This window comes from Roseateles koreensis (assembly GCF_028595305.1).
Taxonomy (GTDB): Bacteria; Pseudomonadota; Gammaproteobacteria; order Burkholderiales; family Burkholderiaceae_C; genus Paucibacter_A; species Paucibacter_A koreensis.
Genome location: NZ_JAQQXS010000001.1, coordinates 406,570 through 428,190, shown reverse-complemented (window position 1 = coordinate 428,190; position 21,621 = coordinate 406,570). Strand labels below are relative to the sequence as shown.

The 21,621-nt window shown below is 60.7% G+C and carries 17 protein-coding genes; 4 read left to right on the top strand and 13 right to left on the bottom strand.

The window, feature by feature from the left end:
- Nucleotides 1-170: 170 nt before the first annotated feature.
- From PRZ01_RS01825 to PRZ01_RS01810, 4 genes are all read right to left on the bottom strand, one after another.
- Nucleotides 171-1,853, bottom strand: a complete 1,683-nt coding sequence (locus PRZ01_RS01825) for an MFS transporter (RefSeq protein WP_273595031.1) — start codon at nt 1,851-1,853, stop codon at nt 171-173.
- Nucleotides 1,854-2,068: 215 nt separating this feature from the next.
- Nucleotides 2,069-2,719 carry a 2-hydroxychromene-2-carboxylate isomerase gene (locus PRZ01_RS01820; protein ID WP_273595030.1) on the bottom strand — a complete coding sequence of 217 codons (651 nt, stop codon included), beginning with the start codon at nt 2,717-2,719 and terminating at the stop codon, nt 2,069-2,071.
- A gap of 106 nt (nt 2,720-2,825) precedes the next feature.
- Complete coding sequence (locus tag PRZ01_RS01815; protein ID WP_273595029.1) at nt 2,826-3,080, bottom strand: DUF1289 domain-containing protein; 255 nt, start codon at nt 3,078-3,080, stop codon at nt 2,826-2,828.
- Entirely contained in the window at nt 3,077-3,580 is a 504-nt protein-coding gene (locus PRZ01_RS01810; RefSeq protein WP_273595028.1) for a YbaK/EbsC family protein, read from the bottom strand. Before PRZ01_RS01810 ends, PRZ01_RS01815 begins: the two co-directional genes overlap by 4 nt.
- A 110-nt stretch (nt 3,581-3,690) precedes the next feature.
- Between PRZ01_RS01810 and PRZ01_RS01805 the strand changes: the two genes are divergently transcribed.
- The gene (locus tag PRZ01_RS01805; RefSeq protein ID WP_273595027.1) at nt 3,691-4,611 is read left to right on the top strand and encodes a plasmid replication/partition related protein; all 921 of its coding nucleotides are present in this window, start codon (nt 3,691-3,693) and stop codon (nt 4,609-4,611) included.
- A 60-nt stretch (nt 4,612-4,671) separates the two neighbouring features.
- On the opposite strand, the gene PRZ01_RS01800 is transcribed toward PRZ01_RS01805, so the two are convergent.
- The gene (locus PRZ01_RS01800; protein ID WP_273595026.1) at nt 4,672-6,237 is read right to left on the bottom strand and encodes a cyanophycinase; all 1,566 of its coding nucleotides are present in this window, start codon (nt 6,235-6,237) and stop codon (nt 4,672-4,674) included.
- Nucleotides 6,238-6,558: 321 nt separating this feature from the next.
- On the opposite strand from PRZ01_RS01800, the gene PRZ01_RS01795 reads away from it, so the two are divergent.
- Nucleotides 6,559-9,360, top strand: a complete 2,802-nt coding sequence (locus PRZ01_RS01795) for a TonB-dependent receptor (RefSeq protein ID WP_273595025.1) — start codon at nt 6,559-6,561, stop codon at nt 9,358-9,360.
- A gap of 41 nt (nt 9,361-9,401) precedes the next feature.
- Here the strand turns inward: PRZ01_RS01795 and PRZ01_RS01790 are convergent, their stop codons facing one another.
- Nucleotides 9,402-10,058 (bottom strand): YceH family protein, encoded by a 657-nt coding sequence (locus tag PRZ01_RS01790; RefSeq protein WP_273595024.1) that lies wholly within the window; start codon nt 10,056-10,058, stop codon nt 9,402-9,404.
- Between the two features lie 7 nt (nt 10,059-10,065).
- Nucleotides 10,066-10,848 carry an SDR family oxidoreductase gene (locus PRZ01_RS01785; protein ID WP_273595023.1) on the bottom strand — a complete coding sequence of 261 codons (783 nt, stop codon included), beginning with the start codon at nt 10,846-10,848 and terminating at the stop codon, nt 10,066-10,068.
- A 272-nt stretch (nt 10,849-11,120) separates the two neighbouring features.
- On the opposite strand from PRZ01_RS01785, the gene PRZ01_RS01780 reads away from it, so the two are divergent.
- Together PRZ01_RS01780 and PRZ01_RS01775 are read left to right on the top strand one after the other, a co-directional pair.
- Nucleotides 11,121-11,816, top strand: a complete 696-nt coding sequence (locus tag PRZ01_RS01780) for a hypothetical protein (RefSeq protein ID WP_273595022.1) — start codon at nt 11,121-11,123, stop codon at nt 11,814-11,816.
- Between the two features lie 122 nt (nt 11,817-11,938).
- On the top strand, nt 11,939-13,612 hold the full coding sequence (locus PRZ01_RS01775; protein WP_273595021.1) for an electron transfer flavoprotein-ubiquinone oxidoreductase: 1,674 nt from the start codon (nt 11,939-11,941) through the stop codon (nt 13,610-13,612).
- A gap of 44 nt (nt 13,613-13,656) precedes the next feature.
- Here the strand turns inward: PRZ01_RS01775 and PRZ01_RS01770 are convergent, their stop codons facing one another.
- The 6 genes from PRZ01_RS01770 to PRZ01_RS01745 form a co-directional block, all read right to left on the bottom strand.
- Nucleotides 13,657-14,283, bottom strand: a complete 627-nt coding sequence (locus PRZ01_RS01770; RefSeq protein WP_273595020.1) for a GNAT family N-acetyltransferase — start codon at nt 14,281-14,283, stop codon at nt 13,657-13,659.
- A 42-nt stretch (nt 14,284-14,325) separates the two neighbouring features.
- Nucleotides 14,326-14,982, bottom strand: a complete 657-nt coding sequence (locus PRZ01_RS01765; RefSeq protein ID WP_273595019.1) for an FMN-binding negative transcriptional regulator — start codon at nt 14,980-14,982, stop codon at nt 14,326-14,328.
- 106 nt (nt 14,983-15,088) lie between these two features.
- Nucleotides 15,089-15,937 (bottom strand): substrate-binding periplasmic protein, encoded by an 849-nt coding sequence (locus tag PRZ01_RS01760; protein WP_273595018.1) that lies wholly within the window; start codon nt 15,935-15,937, stop codon nt 15,089-15,091.
- Between the two features lie 82 nt (nt 15,938-16,019).
- Complete coding sequence (locus PRZ01_RS01755; RefSeq protein ID WP_273595017.1) at nt 16,020-18,608, bottom strand: putative bifunctional diguanylate cyclase/phosphodiesterase; 2,589 nt, start codon at nt 18,606-18,608, stop codon at nt 16,020-16,022.
- A gap of 82 nt (nt 18,609-18,690) precedes the next feature.
- Entirely contained in the window at nt 18,691-20,322 is a 1,632-nt protein-coding gene (locus PRZ01_RS01750) for a B12-binding domain-containing radical SAM protein (protein ID WP_273595016.1), read from the bottom strand.
- A 38-nt stretch (nt 20,323-20,360) separates the two neighbouring features.
- Nucleotides 20,361-21,587 carry a patatin-like phospholipase family protein gene (locus PRZ01_RS01745; RefSeq protein WP_273595015.1) on the bottom strand — a complete coding sequence of 409 codons (1,227 nt, stop codon included), beginning with the start codon at nt 21,585-21,587 and terminating at the stop codon, nt 20,361-20,363.
- Between the last annotated feature and the right edge of the window lie 34 nt (nt 21,588-21,621).

The following is a 21,621-nucleotide window of genomic DNA, read 5'->3' as shown; positions in this document are numbered from 1 at the left end:
CCCTCCGGCTTCCTTCAGACTCGCAGTCACCCGCGAAACCCTTGCCTTTGGCTAACTCTTCCCCTTGCCGGGCGAGTAGAGGACTTTCACCTCCGAGTGGGTGCGCCCTGCCGGGCGCACCGCAAAAAAAGGGCGTCCATCGGGACGCCCTTTTCATGGGATGCTGAGCATCAGTCGTGCGCGTAGATGTTCACATCCTTGGTTTCACGCACGAACAACAGACCAATCACCAAGGTCATGGCGGCCACGCCAATCGGGTACCAGAGACCGTGATAGATATTGCCGTTCTGCGCCACCATCGCAAAGGTGATCGAGGGCAGCAAACCACCGAACCAGCCGTTGCCGATGTGGTAAGGCAAGCTCATCGAGGTGTAGCGGATGCGGGTCGGGAACATCTCCACCAGCATCGCAGCAATCGGGCCGTAAACCATAGTCACGTACAGCACCAGCACCGCCAGGATTGCCACCACCATCGGTTTGTTCACCTTGGCAGGATCAGCCTTGCTGGGGTAGCCGGCCGATTTCAGCCCTTCAGCCAACTCTTTACGGAAGGCGGCAATGCCCTTGACCGACGCGTCGTCAAACTTGTAGTCGTTGAGCTTGGTGGCGTTCAAGCCATTGATCACCTTGTCGCCAATCTTGATCACAGCCACCGAACCCACGGGGCCGGACACCGTCTCGTAACTGGCGGACGATTGCGCCAGCGCACGCTTGGCGATGTCGCAAGAGCTGGTGAAGTCCACTTCCTTGGCCACCGGGCTGCCTTGGAACGAGCAAGTGTTGGTGTCCACTGTCAGCGTGATCTGCGAGGTCGCTTGCGCTTGAGCCAGATCCGGGTTGGCCGCGTTGGTCAAAGCCTTGAACAGCGGGAAGTAGGTGACGATGGCCAGCAGCAGGCCCGCCATGATGATGGGCTTGCGGCCGATCTTGTCAGACAGAGTGCCGAAGATCACGAAGAACGGCGTGCCAATCAGCAGCGAGACTGCAATCAGGATGTTGGCCGTGCCCGAGTCCACCTTCAGCACGCTGGTCAAGAAGAACAGCGCGTAGAACTGGCCCGTGTACCACACCACACCCTGGCCGGCGACCACGCCGAACAGCGCCAGCATGACGATCTTCAGGTTCTTCCATTGACCGAAAGACTCGGACAGCGGCGCCTTGGACGTCTTGCCCTCGGCCTTCATCTTCTGGAAAGCGGGCGATTCGTTCATGCTCAGACGAATCCACACGCTGATGCCCAGCAAGAGGATGGAGACGATGAACGGCACGCGCCAGCCCCAATCCGCGAAGGCGGCTTCACCGATCGCGCTGCGGGTACCCAGAATCACCATCAGCGACAGGAACAGGCCCAGCGTCGCCGTGGTTTGAATCCAGGAGGTGTAGGCACCGCGCTTGCCAGCGGGAGCATGCTCAGCCACATAGGTGGCAGCACCGCCGTACTCACCGCCAAGCGCCAAGCCCTGCAGCATGCGCAGGCCGATCAAGATAACCGGCGCTGCAGCACCAATCGTGGCCGACCCCGGCAAGACACCCACGATGAAGGTGGACAAGCCCATGATCAGGATCGTCACCAAGAAGGTGTACTTGCGGCCAATCATGTCGCCAAGGCGACCGAACACCAGCGCGCCAAAAGGACGCACGATGAAGCCCGCGGCAAAGGCCAGCAGCGAGGCGATGAACGCCGCCTGCGGATCCAATTGACTGAAGAATTGCTTGGCGATGATAGGCGCCAAGGAACCGTAGAGGTAGAAGTCGTACCACTCGAACACGGTGCCCAGCGAGGAGGCGAAGATGACCTTCTTCTCCTCGGTGGTCATGGGCGTGTTGGTGGACACTGCGCTTGCAGTTGCCATGTTGAGAAGTCTCCGTAATCTGCTTGAGAACCATCGACCGATGGCCCTTGTCCGCAACTATGGCGCCCTGCTCTGACCTAACTCTGACGTCGCGCTGAATGCTGGCTGACAAAATGGGCTGCAACCCTAGGTTGAAATTTCTTGATGTGAAATTTTCAAACCAACAAGGGTAAGCCTTAGGGTAGCGATGTCACTCGCCTGCGCACTTCAACAAATCAATGCGTACCTCTGCGTACACCGGGGCGCGGCCGGGCTGCGGCTTCCCATTCACCTTGTTCAAACCACGGGTCGCCACGCAGATAGGCAGCCAACATGTCGAGCGAATCCTGACCCCAGAACATGCGGCCATCCACCTCAATGGTGGGCACCCCGAAGACGCCCGCGTTCAAGGCCGCTTCGGTGGCGGTACGCAGGTCTTCTTTCACCGCTTCGCTGGCGGGGTCGCGTTGCGGCTCGAGCACTTCCTGCAAGGCCTGCAAACGCGGCTCGGCATTGGCGTCCGCGCCCTCGCCCTGCCAGACATGTCGAAAGATCGTTTCGACGGTCAGCCGATTGGGCGTGCCACCAACCGGCGCGCAGGCCCAGGCCAAGCGCAACAAGGGCAAGGGATTGAAGGGGTGCGAGGCCGGTACTTGCAGCGGAATACCCAGTTTGTGCGCCGTCCAGGCAATCTGCCGGAAAGTCCACTGGCGCTTACTCTCGATTTCAGCGGGCCCTTTTTGGCCGATGGCGTGCAGCAAGGCAGCAAACAGAATGGGGCGGTACTCGACGCTGTAGCTGCAGCCCTGCAAGGCCTCGGGCAAACGCTCGAAAGCCAGGGCCGCATACGGGGAGATGGGGTCAAAATAAAAACGCAGGTGTTTCATGGCAAAGCCTCCTAGTGTGGCGTTGAACGTGGCTCGTCAGCGGCAACCCGTTGAGCGGAAAGGGGTCTGCCGCCCGCGCTAAGCACGATCGGCAGGGTCGGCGCCGTCAAGGCCCCGAGATATCAGCCGCCGTTGCTGCTGTGAAGACGCCTTGATCCAGCAGGACCTCACGCCGGGTTGGCAATTGAGCCAGGATGGAGCGGCGCGTGGCATCGTCGGCCTTGGACCAGATGGTGATTTCAGGAATAGTGCGGGCACAACCCTGACACCAACCCGTGGCCTCATGCATTTTGCAGACATTGGTGCACGGACTCGGCACGCTGGACACGGCCGGCACGTTGGGTAAAAAAGGCTGACTCATGCTTGCGCCACCTCGATCACCGGTGCGTCGGTCAATGCCGCCAATTGTTCGGGTGTCATCTGAAAAACCCCGTGAGGGTGGCCAGCCGCGGCCCAGATCACCTCAAACCGAAATAACTCACGATCCACATAGACCACCGGCCGGGACAAGCCGGCTTGAGGGGCAAACCCCAAGGGTGAAACGCCGCCGATTGAAAATCCCGTGTTGGCTTTGACGAACTCGGCATCGGCACGCCCAAGGGGCCCGGTGTGCAGGCTGAGTTTTTTCTCATCTACACGCCTGTCACCTGGCGCAATCACCATCACAGCGACACCATCAAGCTTGCGCCGGAATACCACCGACTTGGCGATTTGCCCGACGCTCACGCCCAGCGCCTCAGCTGCCTCTTGCGAGGTGCGTGCCGTAACGTCAAGCCAAATCGGCGCATGGGGATGTTGGCTCGCCTGCAAGGCGGCCTGAACACGAATAAAGCCCTCGGGGCGAGAAGTTTCAGCACTCATGGGCGCATTGTCTCAGGCGCCGCACTTTTCGCTTCCCTCAGGCGGCCAAAATTCCACTCCCGCATAATCCCGCCCCTCCCCGCCTCCTTTTTGCATTTGCATTGCCAGCCATGAACCTCCCCACCATCACCGTCAATGAAGAACTGCGCGCCTACATCGACCCACTGACACCTGAAGAGCATCAGGCGCTGGAGCGCAGCATCCTCGCCGAAGGCTGCCGAGATGCCTTGGTGCTGTGGGGCGATGTTTTGGTGGACGGCCACAACCGCTACGGCATTTGCAGCAAGCACGGCATTCCATTTCAGACCGTGCAGAACACGCGGTTCAAGTCCATGGATGACGTGCATCTGTGGATGATCGACCAACATCTGGGGCGCCGCAGCGTGTCCGACTTCCAGCGCGGCGTGTTGGCGCTGCGCAAAAAAGAAATCGTTGCCACACGGACCTTGCCCGCCGCACCTGCCGAGCATTCCGAACACAGCGGCAACAGCGGTGCCAGCGCCGAACAGCCTCTTGCCGATGCCCAGGCCCCGGTGACGCCGCCGGATCGGCTCAACACCCGGGAAGCCATTGCCAAGGCAGCACGCATCAGCGCGAACACCGTGGTACAAATCGAAAAAATCCAGAAGAGCGCAACGCCCGAATTGGTGGAAGCAGTCAAGGCAGGCACCATTTCCATCAACGCCGCAGCCACCGTGGCCAGCCTGCCGGAAGAAGAACAAAAGGCAGCCGTAGCGGGCGGTAAAAAAGAATTGCAGCAAGCCGCCAAACGCGTGCGCGAAGGCAAGTCAGGCCGTCGCGCGGAGTTGGCTGGCGATGCTGCACCCGATGACGAAAATAGTACAGGTGACCCCAAGGCCGCCGAGCCCCTGAGCGCCGAAGAGCGCGATCAACGCAACCGCGAAGCCCAGGTCAAACTGCTACAAAGCACCGTGCAAGAATTGACCGAAGAAAACAAAGCTTTGAAGGCCCAGGTTGCCAGCCTCACCGCGCAATTGAACGCCGCCACAAGCGCTGACAACGTTGAATAAATCGCCTTGGTGAACGGGCCTGTTGAGGCCCTTCATTGCAGCGTCATCGCTGAGCCGTCATCACTGAGGCCCATCACCCCGCTCGGCAGCGCTGCCAGCGGGTCCCACATGACCCACCGGACCAGTCCATGGGCCATAAATCGGCTGCGGCATGCGCACAGGCGTGATATCCAGATAGACATTGATCACGGTGTACTCTTCGCCCCCCAGCTCGTCGGTGCTCCAGCCGTAGCTACCGCGGCCTTTGTACAGGCGAAACAAGAAGCCCAGCTCGGCCACCGGGTCCCCCGGCTTGGGCAACACATCAAAGGTCAGGCCGCGCACCTCGTTGCGGTTGCTGTCAATCAAGTAGCTCATCGCGTTGGAGATGGTGGAGTCGCCCAGCATGTCGAGGTGGAACAACTCCTCGGTGTAATACGGCTTGAAATCAGCGGCATTGGCATCGAGTTTGTCGCCGCGCAACTTAACGGCCGACGGCGTGGTAACACGTGTCTTGAGATTGAATCGGTCGCCGTGGTCTAGATAGCTCAGGCGGGCGTTGGTCACATTGAACGCGCCCAGGGTCGGATCGGTCTTGACCTCGTTCAGGTCGACCAGCAACGCGCCCTTGCCACCAATGACTTCCACCTCGTCCCCATGCATGATGGCGGCGGTGTTTTCGTCGACCCCCAGACCCAACTTGTAGCCCTTGGCCATCATGAGCGGAATCATCCGCCCGAAACGGCCGCGTTTCAGAAAATGCTGGTCAACAAACAGATCCGGCCCGACAAAGCCCAGGCCCCGGTCGATCTGCCGGCCCTCCACCCATTTGCCTTTCATGATATTGATGACGCTGGGTGCATCACGAAACATCACCGCGCTCATGATGGCGGCGCCGGCCGACGTGCCGGCCACCACGCCACCGCGCCGGTACACGTCCCAGATCGCCTCCAACATGGGCGTGGCGTTCCCCCCGGGTGCCAGCACATCCACGATGCGCTCCTGGGCGCCACCCGTGAAAAACACGCCCCGGGCATTCTTGATCTTGTTGATCAAGGCGGGGTCGCGCACCACCTTGTTAAGGTCGACCCAGCTGAACTTGGGCGCCACGGGCAGCGCCTCGGCCACGGCGCCGCGCCGCTGCAAAAGCTCGATGGTTTGACGTGCGCTCGTCTCCGGGTCTTCAGACGCAGTGCTGAACACCACAAAACGCGCCCCTTTACCGCCGGCCAGGGTGACAAGGCGGCCCCAGACCTCATCGTTGTCAGACTTCAAGGCGCCGCCGATAGCGACGGCAAAGCCTTTGATCGCCAAGGGATCACCAACCGAGCCGCCCGCGGGCAACGCCCCAAGTGATGCAGGAGCAGGCGCAGGTGTCGGCGCACTGGCACTTGATGAGGGTGTGGCCGTGGCTGCAGTGGCAGGTTTGGCCGCCGTCGATGTGGCGCCCCGAATCACCGTCCAAGTCCCGGTCTTGGGATTTGTCGGGGTCAGCACGGGGCCACTTGCCCCGCCATAAGGCGCCTGCGAACCCAACACCGTATCGGCGGCCTGAACCGTGACCGCCGCCCACAGCGAACCCGCAATGCCCAGCCCCAACAGGCAATTCCTCAAACTGAACATTGGCGAGCGCGGCGCTTTCTTCATGAACGGGCGGCGCAAAGGCCGTCTCTGAAATTTGGATAAATACGGGCGGGTCATCGGCGTTTGGTTTGAACTCATGCCGCCCCTCCTTGTGGATGGTAGCCGACGTCCGCCTGCCACGCCCCAATCAGCCCCCCCTAGTTACAAGGATGCGCGGATACCACGATGCCCCCTGCGCCGTACCTGAAATAGCTACCCTGCACCTTGAGCAAAGCTCGCACATGGTCGCGCAACATTCAAGGTGTATTGGCGCGTCCGGAAGCGCCGCACTGTGCCATCCAAACAAGTGCCCCGCCGCACACTCACCCCGCCACAGGAAGCCTCATGATCCCCAAAAATCGTCAAAGTGGTCTCCGTCAGGTGCGCATTTCTTACCGACTTTCGCGCCGGCTTGTCAGCTCCGCTGTCTTGTCCTTGTGCGCGCTTTACGGTGACCTCGCCATTGCGCAGGATGCCGGGGCTGCGCCCAAGACTCTGGAACGGGTGGAGATCACCGGCTCCGCCATCAAGCGCATCGAGTCGGAGGGCGCGTTGCCCGTGCAGGTGATCACGCGGGCGGACATGACCAAAGCCGGCATCACCACGGCCGCGGAGTTGATCGCCATGCTCAGTGCTAACAGCAACAGCCTGACCGATGGCGTCAGCATCGGCACCGGGGGATTCAAGGATCAGGTGGGCTTCAACTCGGCCAATCTGCGAGGCCTGGGCACCTCGTCCACCCTGGTGCTGTTGAATGGCCGTCGAATGGCCAATTTCGCCTCGCCCGGCGATGACTCGGGGGTCGACTTGAACAGCATCCCCGCAGCAGCCATTCAACGCGTGGAAGTCCTGTTGGACGGCGCCTCCGCCATCTACGGCGCCGACGCCATTGGCGGCGTGGTGAACTTCATCACCCGCAAAGATTTTCAAGGGGCCGAAGTCGAGGTCTACGCCGGTACCACCCAAGAGGGCGGCGCGGGCAAGCGTACGCTGTCGCTGGCGGGCGGGTTTGGCGACATCGCCCGAGACAAATTCAATGTCTTCGGGGTGCTCGATCTTCAACACACCGATGCGCTGTCCACCGAGCAGCGCAAGTTCATTGGCGACCTGCACATTCCTGAACGGCTGCCGCATCTGCTTTCGTCCTACGGCTTTCCGAGCAATATCCGGCTGAGCAGCGCGCAACGGGATTACCTGCAGTCCCAAAATTTCATGATCAACGGTCAAGTTATCTCCAGTCGGTTGATCAACCTGAGCGCGCCCGCTTGCAACCCGCCCCACACGCTGTATTTGCCCGCTGGCATCGGCGGTGAAAGCGCCTGCACCTACGACTACATGCGCGATCTGGAGCTTTACCCCAAGACCGACAAAATTAACTTTTTCGGGCGCGGCGTGCTGGCCCTGGGCGGTGGGCAAGAGCTGTTCGCCGAGGTGTCGTTGACCCAGGCCAAGAGCTTTTACACCGGCACCTCCAGCCGCATCACCGGCTCGCTCGATGTGTCCATGATTCCCGCACTGGCCGCGACCGGACTGGCGGACGCCTTGCCTGACGACCACAGCATCACGGTTCGCACCCGCTTGCTGGACGCTGGCCGGCGCACCAGCGAACTCACCAGCACAGGCAGCCGATTCCTCCTGGGCCTCAAGGGCATGGCGGCAGGCTGGGACTACGACCTGGCCTATAACCACAGCGTGGACAAGGTGGCTGACCGAGACCTTGCCGGCTACCTGCTCTACGACAAAACCATGGCCGCCATTGCCAGCGGCCTGATCACTCCGTTTGGCGCACAGTCTGCTGCGGGCTTGGCCTTTTTGCACGACAACCAACTGAACCAAGAAGTGCGCAACGCCACCGGCACCCTGGACGCACTGGACATCAAAGCCAGCCGCGTCGTTGGTCAATGGGATGGACGTGATATCGCGGTTGCAGTGGGCGGAGAAATCCGCCGGGAGGCCGGCAAATCAGCAGCGTCAGACTTGCTGATGTCCGACAATATCCTGGGTGACCCAACACCAGGTGACGCGCAGTTCAACAATGACAGCCGCAAGGTGTGGGCTCTGTTTGGCGAGGTCGTTGTGCCGATCACCCAGGCCCTGGAGTTGCAGGCCGCGCTGCGCCACGATCACTACGACGTGGTGGGCGGCACGACCAACCCGAAAGTCAGCCTGCGCTACGCCCCCAGCGCTGAACTGGTCTTGCGCGCCTCCGCCGGCACCGGCTTCAGAGCCCCCTCTCTGAATGATATGTACCGGTCCGTCAAGACCGGCCAGACCGCGGCCTTGCCCGATCCCGTGTGCATGAGAGAAAACGGCAACGACCTGGCCACCTGCGCCGACTACTGGACCACCCGCACCTATTCCAACGCCCAACTCAAGCCCGAAAAATCAAAGCAATTTGCGTTGGGTGCCGTCTACGCCCCGTACCCGCTGCTGAGCCTGGGGCTGGACTATTGGAATATTGAAAAATCCGACCTGATCAGCACCATCGGCGACGACGTGATCCTGGCCAACCCCGCCAAGTACAGCGCACTGATCCACCGCTACAACGAGCCCGGCCTCAGCGGTTGCGACTACGACGCCAGCGATACCAGCATTTGCTACATCGAACTTCGCAAAGAAAACCGCGGGCGCCAGAATGCGTCAGGCCTGGATGTCACGATCGACTTCAAAGGCTGGGATACCGCGTGGGGTCGATTTGGCAGCAAACTCGTCGGTACCCTCACGCTCGCGTCCAAGAAGCAAACGGGATTTGGCGACGACTTCGTCAGCGACCTGGGCAAGTTCGTAACGAACGGGGTGGTGCAACGCTGGCGGCATCGCCTAACCCTCGACTGGCAAAAAGATGCCTGGAGCGTGATGCTGGCCAACACTTACTCCAGCGGCTACACCGACCAGAACTCAGCCATCGACACCACCACCGGCCTGGTGGTGGGCGCCAACAACGTCAAGGCCTATTCACTGTGGGATTTGTCGGGGAGTTGGGAGGCCACCCCGTCCTTGACCCTGCGCGCAGGCGTCAAGAACGTGCTTGACACCCCGCCGCCTTATTCCAATCAAGCCTACTTCTTCATCTCAGGCTATGACCCGAGCTACACCGATCCACGCGGGCGCTTTGGCTACTTGAGCGCGAAGTACAGCTTCAAATAAAGGCCGTCAGCAAGACCAGTAAGACCTCTGCGGTCACCCGGTCATGGGGTCATGCTGATGCCCAACTCACTCGCCATGCGCAGCACCAACGCCTTGAGCTGCTCAACCTCAGCGCCAAGGCGCTGTTGCTCGGCGCGCAAAAAGGCGTAGTCCTCATCCCGCGCGGCAGCGGGTGCGTGGGCCGAGGCCTCAGCCTGCGCCGCCACCTCGCCACACAGCAGATGGGCCCAGCGCGGTTCACGCGCGCCCGGGGCACGCGCCAGTTTGATAGCAAATGGCGGCGTGCGCTCGGCCAGTTCTTCAAGAAAACCTTCCACCGACGACACATCGGCAAAGCGGTGCAGCCGCTCGGTGTTCTGGCGCAACTCAGCCGCCGTTTGCGGGCCGCGCAGCATCAACAAAGTCAGCAAGGCCAGGGCGGCGCCGGGCACACCCAGGGCTCGCGCGCCATTGTGTTCATAGCGCACCACCCGGTTGCCGCTGACAGGGCTGACCAGATGCATCGCCTTCAACTCCTCCAAGGCGCCCAACACATCGGCCTCGCTGGCGGCCATCACCGGCTCGCGGGCGGTCTTCTGGTTGCAGCCCAGGGTCAAGGCATTCAAGGACAAGGGGTAACTGTCAGGCACCGTGGCTTGCTTTTCCACCAACACCGCCAACACGCGCGCCTCCAGCGCGCTCAGGGTTCGCAAAGTCATCAGAGGCTCACACACCAAAGCCGTCGTCGGCCTGAATCACCGCACCGTTGATGAAGTGGCTCTCGTTCGCGCACAGCATCAACAAGGACGTATCCAAATCGCGCGGCTGCCCCACTCGTTTACGGGGCAATAGATCGATCAACTTCTGGCCCTGTGGCGTGCCCCAGTGATGATGGTTAATTTCAGTGTCAATATAGCCAGGACAGATGGCGTTGACGTTGATGCCGTACTTGCCCCACTCCAAAGCCATGGCGCGGGTCATGTGGATGACGCTGGCTTTGCTCATCGAGTACACACCGATCTGGCTCAACACGCGCAGGCCCGCCATGGAAGCAATGTTGACAATACGCCCGCCAATGAAAGTGCCGGGCGCTGCTCCCTGCGCACGCGCCAACATGCGCTTGCCCACTTCCTGTGCGACAAAAAAAGCACCCCGCGCATTGGTGTCCATCACATAGTCGTAATCATCGGGCCCGACATCCACCAGCTTTTGCGTGGTGCTGACGCCCGAGTTGTTGACCAAGATGTCCAAGGTACCCACTTCGGTTTCAGCATGGGCCACAGCGGACTTGATGCTGTCCAGGTCCGTTACGTCCAGGGCCACCACATGCGCATCGCCACCTTGGCCTTCAATTTCACTGCGCAAGGTCTTGAGCCGCTCAATGCGGCGTCCGGCCAGCACCACACAGGCACCGGCCTGTGCCAAGGTCTTGGCAAACTGCGAACCCAGGCCACTGGAAGCGCCTGTCACCAGGGCCACGCGGCCCGACAAATCAATGCTGTAACTCATGATTTCTACTGCCTCAGAATGATGCGACGACGATAGCACGGGTGCTGGGCTGCGCACAGGCGCCACGGCGCCCTCTTCAGCACGCCAACCTTTGCCAACACCCTATCCGCCAGACTTTGCCCACCCAATCGCCGCCCTGACGGATTGGGACCACAACTCTAGAATCAGCGACAAAGCGACTGCGCGTCAGTCTGCCCTGCTACGCTGCACAGATACGGGTGCCGCCCGGCTGCCCTGCCCGTGCATTTTCAAGTTCCGGACTCGCTGACGACATGCTCTCCACCCTGCCCCTGCACCGACGCCGACTTCTCATTGCCACGAGTGCCAAGCTCAGCCTGCTGGGCCTCGCGGGCAGCGGCATGGCCGCGTTGACAGCCGGCTGCGCCGGTGCCCCCGACTCAGCAACAAAACAGCCCCCGCGTCAGCAAATCTATACCGAAAAGGTTTCGTCGCTGCTGCTCTCAAGGGACAACAAGAACTTCGTCTTCATCGGGCGCGACCACCACTACATTTTGGACGCTCCTCCACAGTTGGTGGCCAGCTTGGCGTCGCCGCTTCACCCCAAAATCAAAGGCTTTATCTCGAGCCTTCATGTGGACGAACAAGCGCAGGTGACGGGCCGTTATCGCCTCACCCTGGAGGGTGAACTCACCATGGCTGAGCGCGATGCGGCCACCGCCTTGGGTTTTGTGCCCGACACCGAGCACGTGCAATCCTTGGTATTGGCCGGCGATATCGTCGGCAAGCGTTATATGCGCGGCACTTTGCGAGAAGGCCGCCAACTCGAGCCGCTGAACCAGGTCTACTCGGTGGAAATCACGGCGGACCAATCGCGTGCGGACGCCGCCGCTGAAAAAATGCTGACTCCCTTGACGGTGGGCACCGACGGCGTGCTGCTGCTGTACTACATCGTGTTGGCCCCGGTGTTGGTGCCATTGGCCATCGTCACCCGAGAGCCTCGGCGTTGAGGTAATTTGATGCGCACCCAACAGTTGCGCACCTCACAGGCATCAAAAAAACGAACGATCGTTCTTTTTTCATCAAGGCTCGCTAGAATCTCGCTCAATTTGACCCACCAGGACTTTGATCAATGACTCCTCAGGACATCCTTGCCCAGTACGGCCCTAGAGAATCCATGGAATACGACGTGGTCATCGTCGGCGGCGGCCCCGGTGGCTTGGCCACCGCGATTCGACTTAAGCAGCTGAATGCGGATTTGTCTGTCGTCGTGTTGGAAAAGGGTTCAGAGGCAGGCGCGCACATCTTGTCGGGCGCCGTGATGGACCCTCGCGCCATCAGCGAATTGCTGCCCAACTGGAAAGAACTCGGTGCCCCGCTGAACCAGGCAGTTACCGAGGACGAAGTGCTCTTCCTCAGCGAAACGGGCGCCAAACAAACCCCGCAATGGTTGATTCCGGGCTGTTTCCACAACCATGGCAACTACGTGATCTCGCTAGGCGCTGTGACCAAATGGCTGGGCGAACAGGCGGAAGCCCTGGGCGTGGAAATCTTCCCCGGCTTCACGGCCGCTGAAGTGATCTACGGTGACGATGGCAGCGTGCGTGGCGTGGCGACCGGCAACCTGGGCGTCGGCAAAGACGGTGAGCCCCACGAGGGCTTTCAACTCGGCATGGAGTTGCTGGGCAAATACACCGTCTTTGCAGAGGGTGCACGCGGCCATCTGGGCAAGCAATTGATTGCCAAATTCCAGCTCGACGCAGGCAAGGACCCTCAAAGCTATGCCATCGGCATCAAAGAATTGTGGGAAGTGCCGGCAGACAAGGCCAAGCCCGGCTTGGTCATGCACACCGCCGGTTGGCCGATGGACGGCGACACCTATGGTGGCGGTTTCCTGTATCACCTGGAAGGCAACAAAGTCACTTTGGGCTACGTCGTGGGCCTGGATTACAAGAACCCCTGGCTGGCGCCTTTTGAAGAAATGCAGCGCTGGAAAACCCACCCCAACATCCGCAAGCACCTGGAAGGAGGCAAGCGCCTGGGCTATGGGGCACGCGCCATCACGGCCGGTGGTTTGCTGAGCCTGCCCAAGACTGTCTTCCCGGGCGGTGCCCTGGTGGGTTGCGATGCGGGTTACCTCAATGCCGCCCGCATCAAAGGCAGCCACGCGGCCATCAAGTCAGGCATGCTGGCCGCTGAAGCAGCGTTTGAAGCCATCAAGGCGGGCCGTCAACATGACGAGCTGGCGGCCTACCCCGCCGCCTTTGAGCAAAGCTGGTTGCACGCTGAATTGAACCAATCGCGCAACTTCAAGCAGTGGTTCAAAAAGGGCAATCTGGTGGGCACCCTGATGACCGGCATCGAACAGTGGCTGCTGCCCAAGCTGGGCATCCAGAGCCCGCCTTGGACCGTCCATCGCACCCAGGCTGATCACACCTACCTGCGCCCCGCCGCCGAGTGCGCCAAGATCGACTATCCGAAGCCTGATGGCAAGTTGACCTTCGACCGGCTGTCGTCGGTGTTCATCTCCAACACCAACCATGAAGAAAACCAGCCGGCCCACCTGACACTGAAAGACACTTCGGTGCCGGTGCGCATCAACCTGGCCACCTATGGCGGCCCCGAGAGCCGCTATTGCCCGGCCGGTGTGTACGAGTTTGTCAAGACCGACGCCGGAGAAGACCGCTTGCAAATCAACGCTCAAAACTGCGTGCATTGCAAGACCTGCGACATCAAGGATCCTACCCAGAACATCGTCTGGGTCACGCCTGAAGGTGGTGGCGGCCCGAATTACGCCGGGATGTAAACTCCCGCGTCATGGATGGCGCCCAGGCGCCGGGCACACGACGCTCAGCGCAGCAAATTGGCCAGGCGGTGTTTCACCCCTGGCCATTCTTCTTGGATGATGGAAAAGTAAACAGTGTCTCGCACCCGGCCATCGGGGCAGATCATGTGGCGGCGAAAAATGCCTTCTTGCGTCGCGCCGATTCGCCCAATCGCCGCGCGTGACTTGGCGTTCAGCACATCCGTTTTCAATTCAACACGCGAGGCGCCCAGCGTCTCGAAAGCATGCGTGAGCAACAAGGTCTTGGCCTCGGTATTGGCCCCCGTACGCTGCGCGGCCGGACTCAGCCAGGTCCAGCCAATTTCCAGCCGCCGGTCCTTGGCGGAGATACTGCCAAAGCGCGTGCTGCCGATCACCCGACCGGTCGCCTCATCCTTGATCACAAACGGCAAAGCCTGGCCCTTGGCCTGCTCCGCCAAAGCGGTTTCGACATAAGCCTGCATGTCCGCCCGATCACGCATCAAGGTGGGCACCCAGGTCCACAAGGCGGGCACCAGCCCGATATCGGCCAGGGCGTCCACATGCACAAGCGCCAACGGCTCAAGGCGAACCCGGCGCCCCGCCAACACGCAAGGCTGAATTTGCAGAGGCGTCAAACCCGTCTGAATTGGGGCGGTAGAGGTTGAATTCATCGTCTTTGAGGGGGTTTGACACGTATCGGATGCAAGCCTGGTTCAAGGCAACAGTCGGTCCATCCAATTGGCCAAGCCCTGCTCCGACGGCGATCCGGATCGGAAGGCCTCGCGGATGCGCGCCCGCTCCACCGCAGAACGGTTTTGACTTAGCTTGGCTTTGGCTTCGCAGCGGGTCACCTGAAGGCGAAAACCTACAATCGCACCCAACATCTTCGCCTTGAAATCGGCCGGCAATTCGTGCCACTGGTCCGCGTAGGCCGGCTCGTTCTCGGCGATCAGGCGCTTGAGCAAGGCGTCCTTGTCGTCTTGCCCAGTCACCCATTCCATACGCCCGTAGACATGAACGGCCAGGTAATTCCAGGTAGGCACATTGCGCTCATGCTCGTAATGCTTGGGTGACACATAGGCACTGGGCCCGTTGAACACCGCCAGCACATCAACCCCTCGAGCGGCCTGGTCGTCCAGCCAGCCCCAATGCGGATTGGCCCGCGCCATATGCCCCTCCAGAGACCAAGTACAGGTGCCAGGCTCGACCCCGCACGCGGACTGTTCAATCACTTGAACCGTCAGCGGGACATGGGTCACAAACGCCTGCCCCTGATCGTCGGCACCAATGAGGGTGGCAAGCGGCGATTCGGCGATCAAATGCCAAATCTCTTTTTGGTCATGCAACTGAAAATGAATGGGGTTGTACATGGCAGTCTGGCACAGCAGCGGTTCAAAGAGTTGTTCAGCAACGCGCCCGCCGGCCCGCCACATCTGAGCCATTGTGCCGTAGCGTTTTGGCCTCAGGCACCCTGCACTACTTCAACTGTGACGCGGGGGCGTACTGACGCAACAACTCTTGAACCCGACCGCGTTGCCGCAACTCGGCGAGCCCAAGATTGAAGGCCTTCAGTTGCCCGGGGACTTCAGGCAACGCCCGACTCATCACCATATGCGAGGTCTTGCTGCCCACCGCCCGAGGGCTGATCACCACCTCGGCCTGTTCAGCAGAGGTAAACCGCGTCTTCAGCAGGAAAACACCGGCTTCCCGGTTCATCAACAAGCCATCGACGCGCCCCAACAAGAGCTTTCGCAGGCTCGCCTCATCACTCGGTGCCCGGTCCACCCGTAGGATGCCCTCGGCCTCATACTGTTGAATCAACGGGCCGTAGTGATAGCCGCTTGTGGCTCCCAGTAGTTTGTCTCGCAGGTCCTCGTCGCGCTGGAACAGCAGCGGTCGACGTTTGAGAAAAAATAGCGCATCGTGAGAAAGAATGACCGGATCGCTGTAGAGAAACTTCTGCGCCCGCTCTGGAGTCAAGCCCCAACCCGGTGAACCGTGCAGATACCCTGACTCGACATCGGCCAAAGCACGTTTCCAGGGCATGATTTGGTATTGAACTGCAAACCCTTGCTGGGCAAACGCTTCGCTCACTACTTGAGCAAATACGCCAAAATGTGGCAGGTCGGCCGAAAAAAATGGCGCCCATTCGCCAATGCCCAAACGGACGGGTTCAACCCGTTTCAACTCGGCGTTAGGTGGCGCGTTAGGTGCCGCGTTAGGCGCAGCATTCGACAAGCACGGCCAAACAAAGGTCAGCCCCGCAGCCGTGGCCCATCGAAGCCTCAAACGTTCAGGCGGTGTCGCCATGTCATGGGAATTCATCGCCGCCATTTTGCGCCAGCCTTGACATGATGTATCACCACCGCGTTGCAGGAATACCGCCGGGTGACGTTCAATCGCGGCCTCAGGCCGCGATTTGGCGGGGCAGCGCTTCTTGCAACCACCGGGTTGCATCTTGTGCCGGCATGGGCTTGGCAAAGCGGTAGCCTTGGCCATAACCGCAGTCCAGATCGCCCAGAATGGTTTGTTGATCCTCGGTCTCAATGCCTTCGGCAACCACCATCATGCCCAACTCACGCGACAAGCCGAGTACCGTGCGCACCAGCACCAGCAACTCGCTACGGCGGCTGATCTCATGGATGAAGGAGCGATCAATTTTCAACACATCAAAGGGCAATTCACTCAGGTAACTGAGTGAAGAATAGCCCGTGCCAAAATCGTCCATACAAAGCAAAAAACCATGCGCCTTGATCTCCGGCAGCAGGCCAAAGGCGACGTCCTTGTTCTCGATCACCGAACTCTCCGTCACCTCGACGCGAATGTCCGTGGGCGTGAGTTCATACTGACGCAACAGAGCGGCAAATTTGTCGGCAATACGCACATCGCGCAACTGAACGCCGGAGACATTGACGCTGACGTACCAGCCCTCGCGCCAAAGGCCTTCCGCCCGCCAGGCCGCCACCTGCCGCATGGTGGACTGCATCACCTGCATGCCGATCCACTCGATCAAGCCGGTGTCTTCCGCTGCGGGGATGAACTCCGCCGGGCTCACCAGCCCGCGTTGAGGGTGGCGCCAGCGCACCAGGGCTTCAAACCCGGCATGGTGGGTCGTCGGCAAAGCAACGATAGGTTGAAAGAATGGCTCGAACTCGCCCCGTTCGATCGCCACGCGCAGTTCGGATTCAAGACGAAAGCGCTGGTCGGCCAACTTGCGCATCGGCGGCTCAAAGAGTTCGAAGCGAGCCCTCCCCCGCTGCTTTGCATGATGCAAGGCGAGATCCGCGTCCTTGATCACGTCATCTGCCGTGGTGTAGCTCCCATCGATCACCACAATGCCCAGACTGGCGCTGACCCGCAACTCCCGGTCATCCAAAGTCAAAGGCGCGTCGAGCAATTGCAGCAAACTCGCCCCCAGCAAGGCCAGTTCGGCCTCCGAATTGCGCCGCAATACCAGCACAAAGAATTCGTCCCCACCAAACCGCGCCACCAAGCCGTCCGAGCCGATGTGCTGCACGAGACGCTGCGCCACTTGGCAAAGCAGCACATCACCTTTGGTATGCCCCAGGCTGTCGTTGAGAATTTTGAATCGATCCAAGTCGACAAACACCGCGCCCAGTCCCTCTTCAGCGGCCCGGATTGACGCCACCCCTGCCCCCAGTTGAGCGAGTTCGTGGGCGCTGATTGGGCCTCTCGACGGACGAAGACGCAGGGCTTGGTGAATTCGCTCCTCCAGCAATTTTCGGTTAGCGAGGCCTGTCACCGGGTCGTGTCGCGCCTCATCGCGCAGCTGGTTTTCACGTGCCTTACGGTCTTCGTTCAAGCCATGATTCAAGGCCGCCACCCAGAACAGGGCATGCAAGAAATTGCCCGCCGGAAACGCGTACAGCCCCCAGTCGCGCAACGGCCCTTCCGGCAAGACAATGGTCAGGGCCTGCAGGATACCGCCCAACATGGTGGCGCCCAAGCCCATGGAAAATAAACGCTGTGCCCGGTCAATTCGCGGCCAGCGCCACAGCAGCAGCGCGATCACCGCCAAGGCCATCAAGCCCAAGCTCAGGGCCGCCATCTGATAGACCCGGTGGTCAAGGAAATACATGGCAAACAAAGCCGCCAATCCGCCGACAGTAATGCTCAGCAAGCGCCGCGCCTGGCCCTCCAGGCGCAGGGCTTCCGCCGTGGCCACGCCCGTGCCCAAGATCAGCAAGCCCACCATCAAACCATGGACGATGGCAAATCGCTCCGGCGCCGGCCAATAGGCAAACCACGTCTGACCGATGCTGAAGTTCTCCAGCAACCAAAGCAGCAAGGTGCTCACATAGAAGATGTAGGCCCCCGCCAAACGCGCCTGCCCCAAAACCCCCAGTGCCAGACTCACCACCGGCACCATCACCAGCATGCCGGCATACAAGGCAAGCAGCAGCCACACCACTTGGGATCGATGACTGAAATGCGCTCGCTCCTGCACAGACAACCAGGGGCGGATGGACTTCACGTCTTGTAGCAGCACCCACACCGGTTGGGCAACCGCAGCGCCCTGCTCCACAGTGACTAAGGGCAGATTGGGAAAAGGGCTGGCCAACATGCCTGCAGCCTGAGGCTGGCTGCGCCCGGCCATGCGCATTTGCAGACAACCCTGCGGCGTGCGCTCAAGCACAGCCATTACCTCCGCGATGGGGTCTTCAATCACCAGTTGCGGCTCGGCCTCATGGGGGGGGTCCAGGCGATATAGCCGGGTCTCGCGATTCATCAACAAGGGACTCAGGGGCGCAACGGTACACCACTGCGCAGACCGCGTCGCCGCCAGCAACTGCGCGGCCATGGGGCCCCGATCGTCATGCGGGCCCCAGCGTTGAAGCAGACCCGGTCCCTCACCGGCATGAGCCAGCCCGACGCCCAAGAACATACCGACAAAGCCCCCAAAGGCCACCCAGCACGCCAACGTGCGAACCCAACCCTGTCCCCAGGAGAGGCCGCCCGAAAGCAAAATCTTCATCGTGACCATGGACCCACCCAGACTTCTTGGACTCGTTTCGGGCTGTGCAGCGCCCGCCCATTTCAAGCCCGGTTTGCAGCACTCACAACACAGGCGACGCCACTTGATTCTTGCCCGCCAGCACGTCCGACCGGGCCATGGGCCGCGCCCCCCCAGGACGGCTGAACTGCACAGCCTGCAATGACTGAGCCGTAAGGGGCTGCACCCCGGCACCCAGATCAGCCTGCAAATCTTCGTGTAAAGCCCCCCGTCCGTCCGTCACACAGACCGGCTCAAAATAACGCGCATAGCGAGACGCCAGCGGCATCAGTGGCCGATACAAAGTGCCCAGCGCCTCGGCGCCTGCGACATGGCTGCGCATGGGCGCACTTGCCCGCAGATGCCAGTCGCGCGCCGCCGTACCCAAGGCGGGAAACGCCTGGGCCAAGTTCGGGCTCAGCGCCGAGAGCAGCGCGTACTTTTGCATTCGCCCGGCATAGCGCCGCAGAAAACCCATGCCGTGGGCCAGCGCGGCACGACACCCGACAAGCCCACGGTCCATTCGTGCAACCAGGCAGCGAGCTTGCTCGGGATCGTCCAGACTGTGGGTCAACAACGTACGCCCATCCATATCACGCAGCCGTATGCCCGGCAACAGGCTGCCCTCTCGCAGACGCGCCTGAAACAGCGGGGTCCCCAGCAAGGGAATGGCCAGGCTCACGAAGCTGGGCAGGGTGATGCTGGGCGTAGCGGCAATAGCAGTCACCTCGTCCAGCAATTGCTGGACATGCTGCGTCACAGGATCATGAATCAGCCCGTAATGAAACGTCATACCCGCGCCCAAACAGCGCTCAATGCGCTCAAGCGTTTGTCCACTCAAATTCTGCTTCTTGCCGAAGCCACGCAACTGTGTTGGATCCAGGCTTTCCACGCCGCTGAAAAAGCCGATGCAGCCTGAAATCCGCGCCGCCTCCAGCATTTCCGGCCGGGCAAAAAAATCCGAGGTGACCAAGGCGGCCCACCCTTGCAATTGCCCGCTGTCATGGAACTCTCGCAGCAAGGCCAGGCGTGCCATCAAGCCAGCCCTTGGTCCGCCCGCAAAATTTTGATCTAGAAACATCACACAGGGTTTGTGCCCCAGCTGCATCAACTGCCGCCGGATATAGCCCAAGTCATGCGGTTGGTACGCCCGCCCTTCGGCGGTCATGGCGCAAAAACTGCAACTGAAGTTGCAATTGCGACTGGCCTCGGCATAGGCCACCCGATGCCCAGGCGGCGCCAAGTCATGTCGCAAACCGGGTTCAGGCGCGATCACGTGGGGCCCAAACAAATCAGCCGCCAGGGGTGCCAGGTCTTCGACATCACCAGGCAACACTTCATCAAAAAACTGGCGGCAATGCAGGGGAAGCACGCGGGCCAGCGGGCCGCCCATTGCCACGCACACCGAAGGGTTGAGTGACTGGGCATAAGCGCAGAGGTGCTTCATGCGATCCAGCGAGGCGTTCAGGCCCGTCAGCACCAACAGGTCAGGCCAGGCCAGCAGGCGCAAGTCTTCCATCGGCCCCTGCTGAAATTCACACGCCACGCGAATTTCGACTTGTCCGGGTTCGAACACGCCAGCCAAGGCCAGCGGTGCAATGGATTGCGGCACGAAATCAGGATTGCCGCGTGCGCCTCGGTTGTTGTCCGAATAGCAGTTGACGATCAACACCTTGGGCTTCTTTGACAATGGCATCAAAACCTGCTCCCTTCGCGCCGACTCAACTCATTCGGTCATACGCTAATTTCTCGCCATCGCTGGATGGCTTGAGAAAAGTACAAATCGCCGATTTCGCAGCATCCGCCTTGATTCCAGGCCCGGGTGCTCGGATCCGGCGTGAAGTAGTCATGGCGTCGGCGTACTGCCTGATTGTGCGAATCGCCAGTCACCCAGTTTGCGCACAAGCGGTCAATCAATTCAACATCACTGTCCGCTGTGGCCGAGATATCCAGGTTCACCAATGCCTTGAATTCCGTCAAGGTAAAGCCCTTCGGCGCCGTCCATTTGCCGGTAACAAGGCGCGGGTGAATGACCGGATTGAGCCGAACAATCGGTGACTCGACACACTGCCCCTCTCGCTCAGGCACCACCGCGCTCAAGCACAGATGGGCAAGATAGGTGTCGATATCCGGTGGCTCGGCAATGATGGTTTTGGCGGTCTTGCCCAAGTCGCGCACCAGGCAGGGCGTTGGTGACTCTACCCGCAACTCGGTCGCAGCGTCGGTATCAGCCGGCAGTAGTTGCGTGCAAGCGGTGCCGATTGAGAGCACTCGAATTTGATCCCGAGGGATGCCGGCTGCAATCGCCTCGGTCACGGCCAGCAACACCGGATTGTTGAAGCCCGTCATCGCGCCATCCCAATACCCAAAGTGGTCGCCCTCAGTCGGTTTGGCGACACCACCAAACCAGCGCACCGGAGCATGGGTGGATGCGTGCACCGCATCATGCAGTTTCAGGCGCAAAGGCGCCCGTGGGAAGCTGGCTGCTTGACTGTTCCAGTTGCTGCGAAATACCTGGGCTTTGTCGAACTGATAGTCGTAGCTGACGATCATGAAGTGGGGGCGGCGCGCCCCATTTGGCGAATCCGTCCACAGGTCACACAGGGCGCGTTGCCCCATGGCCCCGGTAGCCTCGCCAATGAACACCTGCTTGCTGCGCGAGTCAAATCGAGGCCCAAGGTGATGCGCGCTCAAAATGTCAGCAAGGCGGCGGTACCAGGGCAAGCGGCGAAAGAAACGCTCGCGATTCTTGCGCTCATGAAAAAGCTGCACCAACTTGTCGGGCGACACATTTGCGGCCAGCGCCGCCGCCACAAACGAGCCGCCAGAAGTCCCAGCGACCAGATCAAAAAGCCCCAACACCTGATGGCCCGATTGTCCAGGGAACAAATGCTGCAGCGCACAGGCTTGCACTGCACAAAAGGTTCCGCCCCCGTCAAGGCTGAGGATGTTGAAGGTCAACTGCACACCTCCATCGCTGAACCAAATCCGCCGC

Excerpts from the sequence above, each read along its gene's own strand:
- PRZ01_RS01795 (WP_273595025.1), top strand. The coding sequence starts at position 6,559 with ATGATCCCCAAAAATCGTCAAAGTGGTCTCCGTCAGGTGCGCATTTCT.
- PRZ01_RS01810 (WP_273595028.1), bottom strand. The coding sequence starts at position 3,580 with ATGAGTGCTGAAACTTCTCGCCCCGAGGGCTTTATTCGTGTTCAGGCC.
- PRZ01_RS01825 (WP_273595031.1), bottom strand. The coding sequence starts at position 1,853 with ATGGCAACTGCAAGCGCAGTGTCCACCAACACGCCCATGACCACCGAG.
- PRZ01_RS01785 (WP_273595023.1), bottom strand. The coding sequence starts at position 10,848 with ATGAGTTACAGCATTGATTTGTCGGGCCGCGTGGCCCTGGTGACAGGC.
- PRZ01_RS01790 (WP_273595024.1), bottom strand. The coding sequence starts at position 10,058 with ATGACTTTGCGAACCCTGAGCGCGCTGGAGGCGCGCGTGTTGGCGGTG.
- PRZ01_RS01750 (WP_273595016.1), bottom strand. The coding sequence starts at position 20,322 with ATGCCATTGTCAAAGAAGCCCAAGGTGTTGATCGTCAACTGCTATTCG.
- PRZ01_RS01820 (WP_273595030.1), bottom strand. The coding sequence starts at position 2,719 with ATGAAACACCTGCGTTTTTATTTTGACCCCATCTCCCCGTATGCGGCC.
- PRZ01_RS01815 (WP_273595029.1), bottom strand. The coding sequence starts at position 3,080 with ATGAGTCAGCCTTTTTTACCCAACGTGCCGGCCGTGTCCAGCGTGCCG.
- PRZ01_RS01780 (WP_273595022.1), top strand. The coding sequence starts at position 11,121 with ATGCTCTCCACCCTGCCCCTGCACCGACGCCGACTTCTCATTGCCACG.
- PRZ01_RS01775 (WP_273595021.1), top strand. The coding sequence starts at position 11,939 with ATGACTCCTCAGGACATCCTTGCCCAGTACGGCCCTAGAGAATCCATG.
- PRZ01_RS01760 (WP_273595018.1), bottom strand. The coding sequence starts at position 15,937 with ATGAATTCCCATGACATGGCGACACCGCCTGAACGTTTGAGGCTTCGA.
- PRZ01_RS01800 (WP_273595026.1), bottom strand. The coding sequence starts at position 6,237 with ATGAAGAAAGCGCCGCGCTCGCCAATGTTCAGTTTGAGGAATTGCCTG.
- PRZ01_RS01765 (WP_273595019.1), bottom strand. The coding sequence starts at position 14,982 with ATGTACAACCCCATTCATTTTCAGTTGCATGACCAAAAAGAGATTTGG.
- PRZ01_RS01755 (WP_273595017.1), bottom strand. The coding sequence starts at position 18,608 with ATGAAGATTTTGCTTTCGGGCGGCCTCTCCTGGGGACAGGGTTGGGTT.
- PRZ01_RS01805 (WP_273595027.1), top strand. The coding sequence starts at position 3,691 with ATGAACCTCCCCACCATCACCGTCAATGAAGAACTGCGCGCCTACATC.
- PRZ01_RS01770 (WP_273595020.1), bottom strand. The coding sequence starts at position 14,283 with ATGAATTCAACCTCTACCGCCCCAATTCAGACGGGTTTGACGCCTCTG.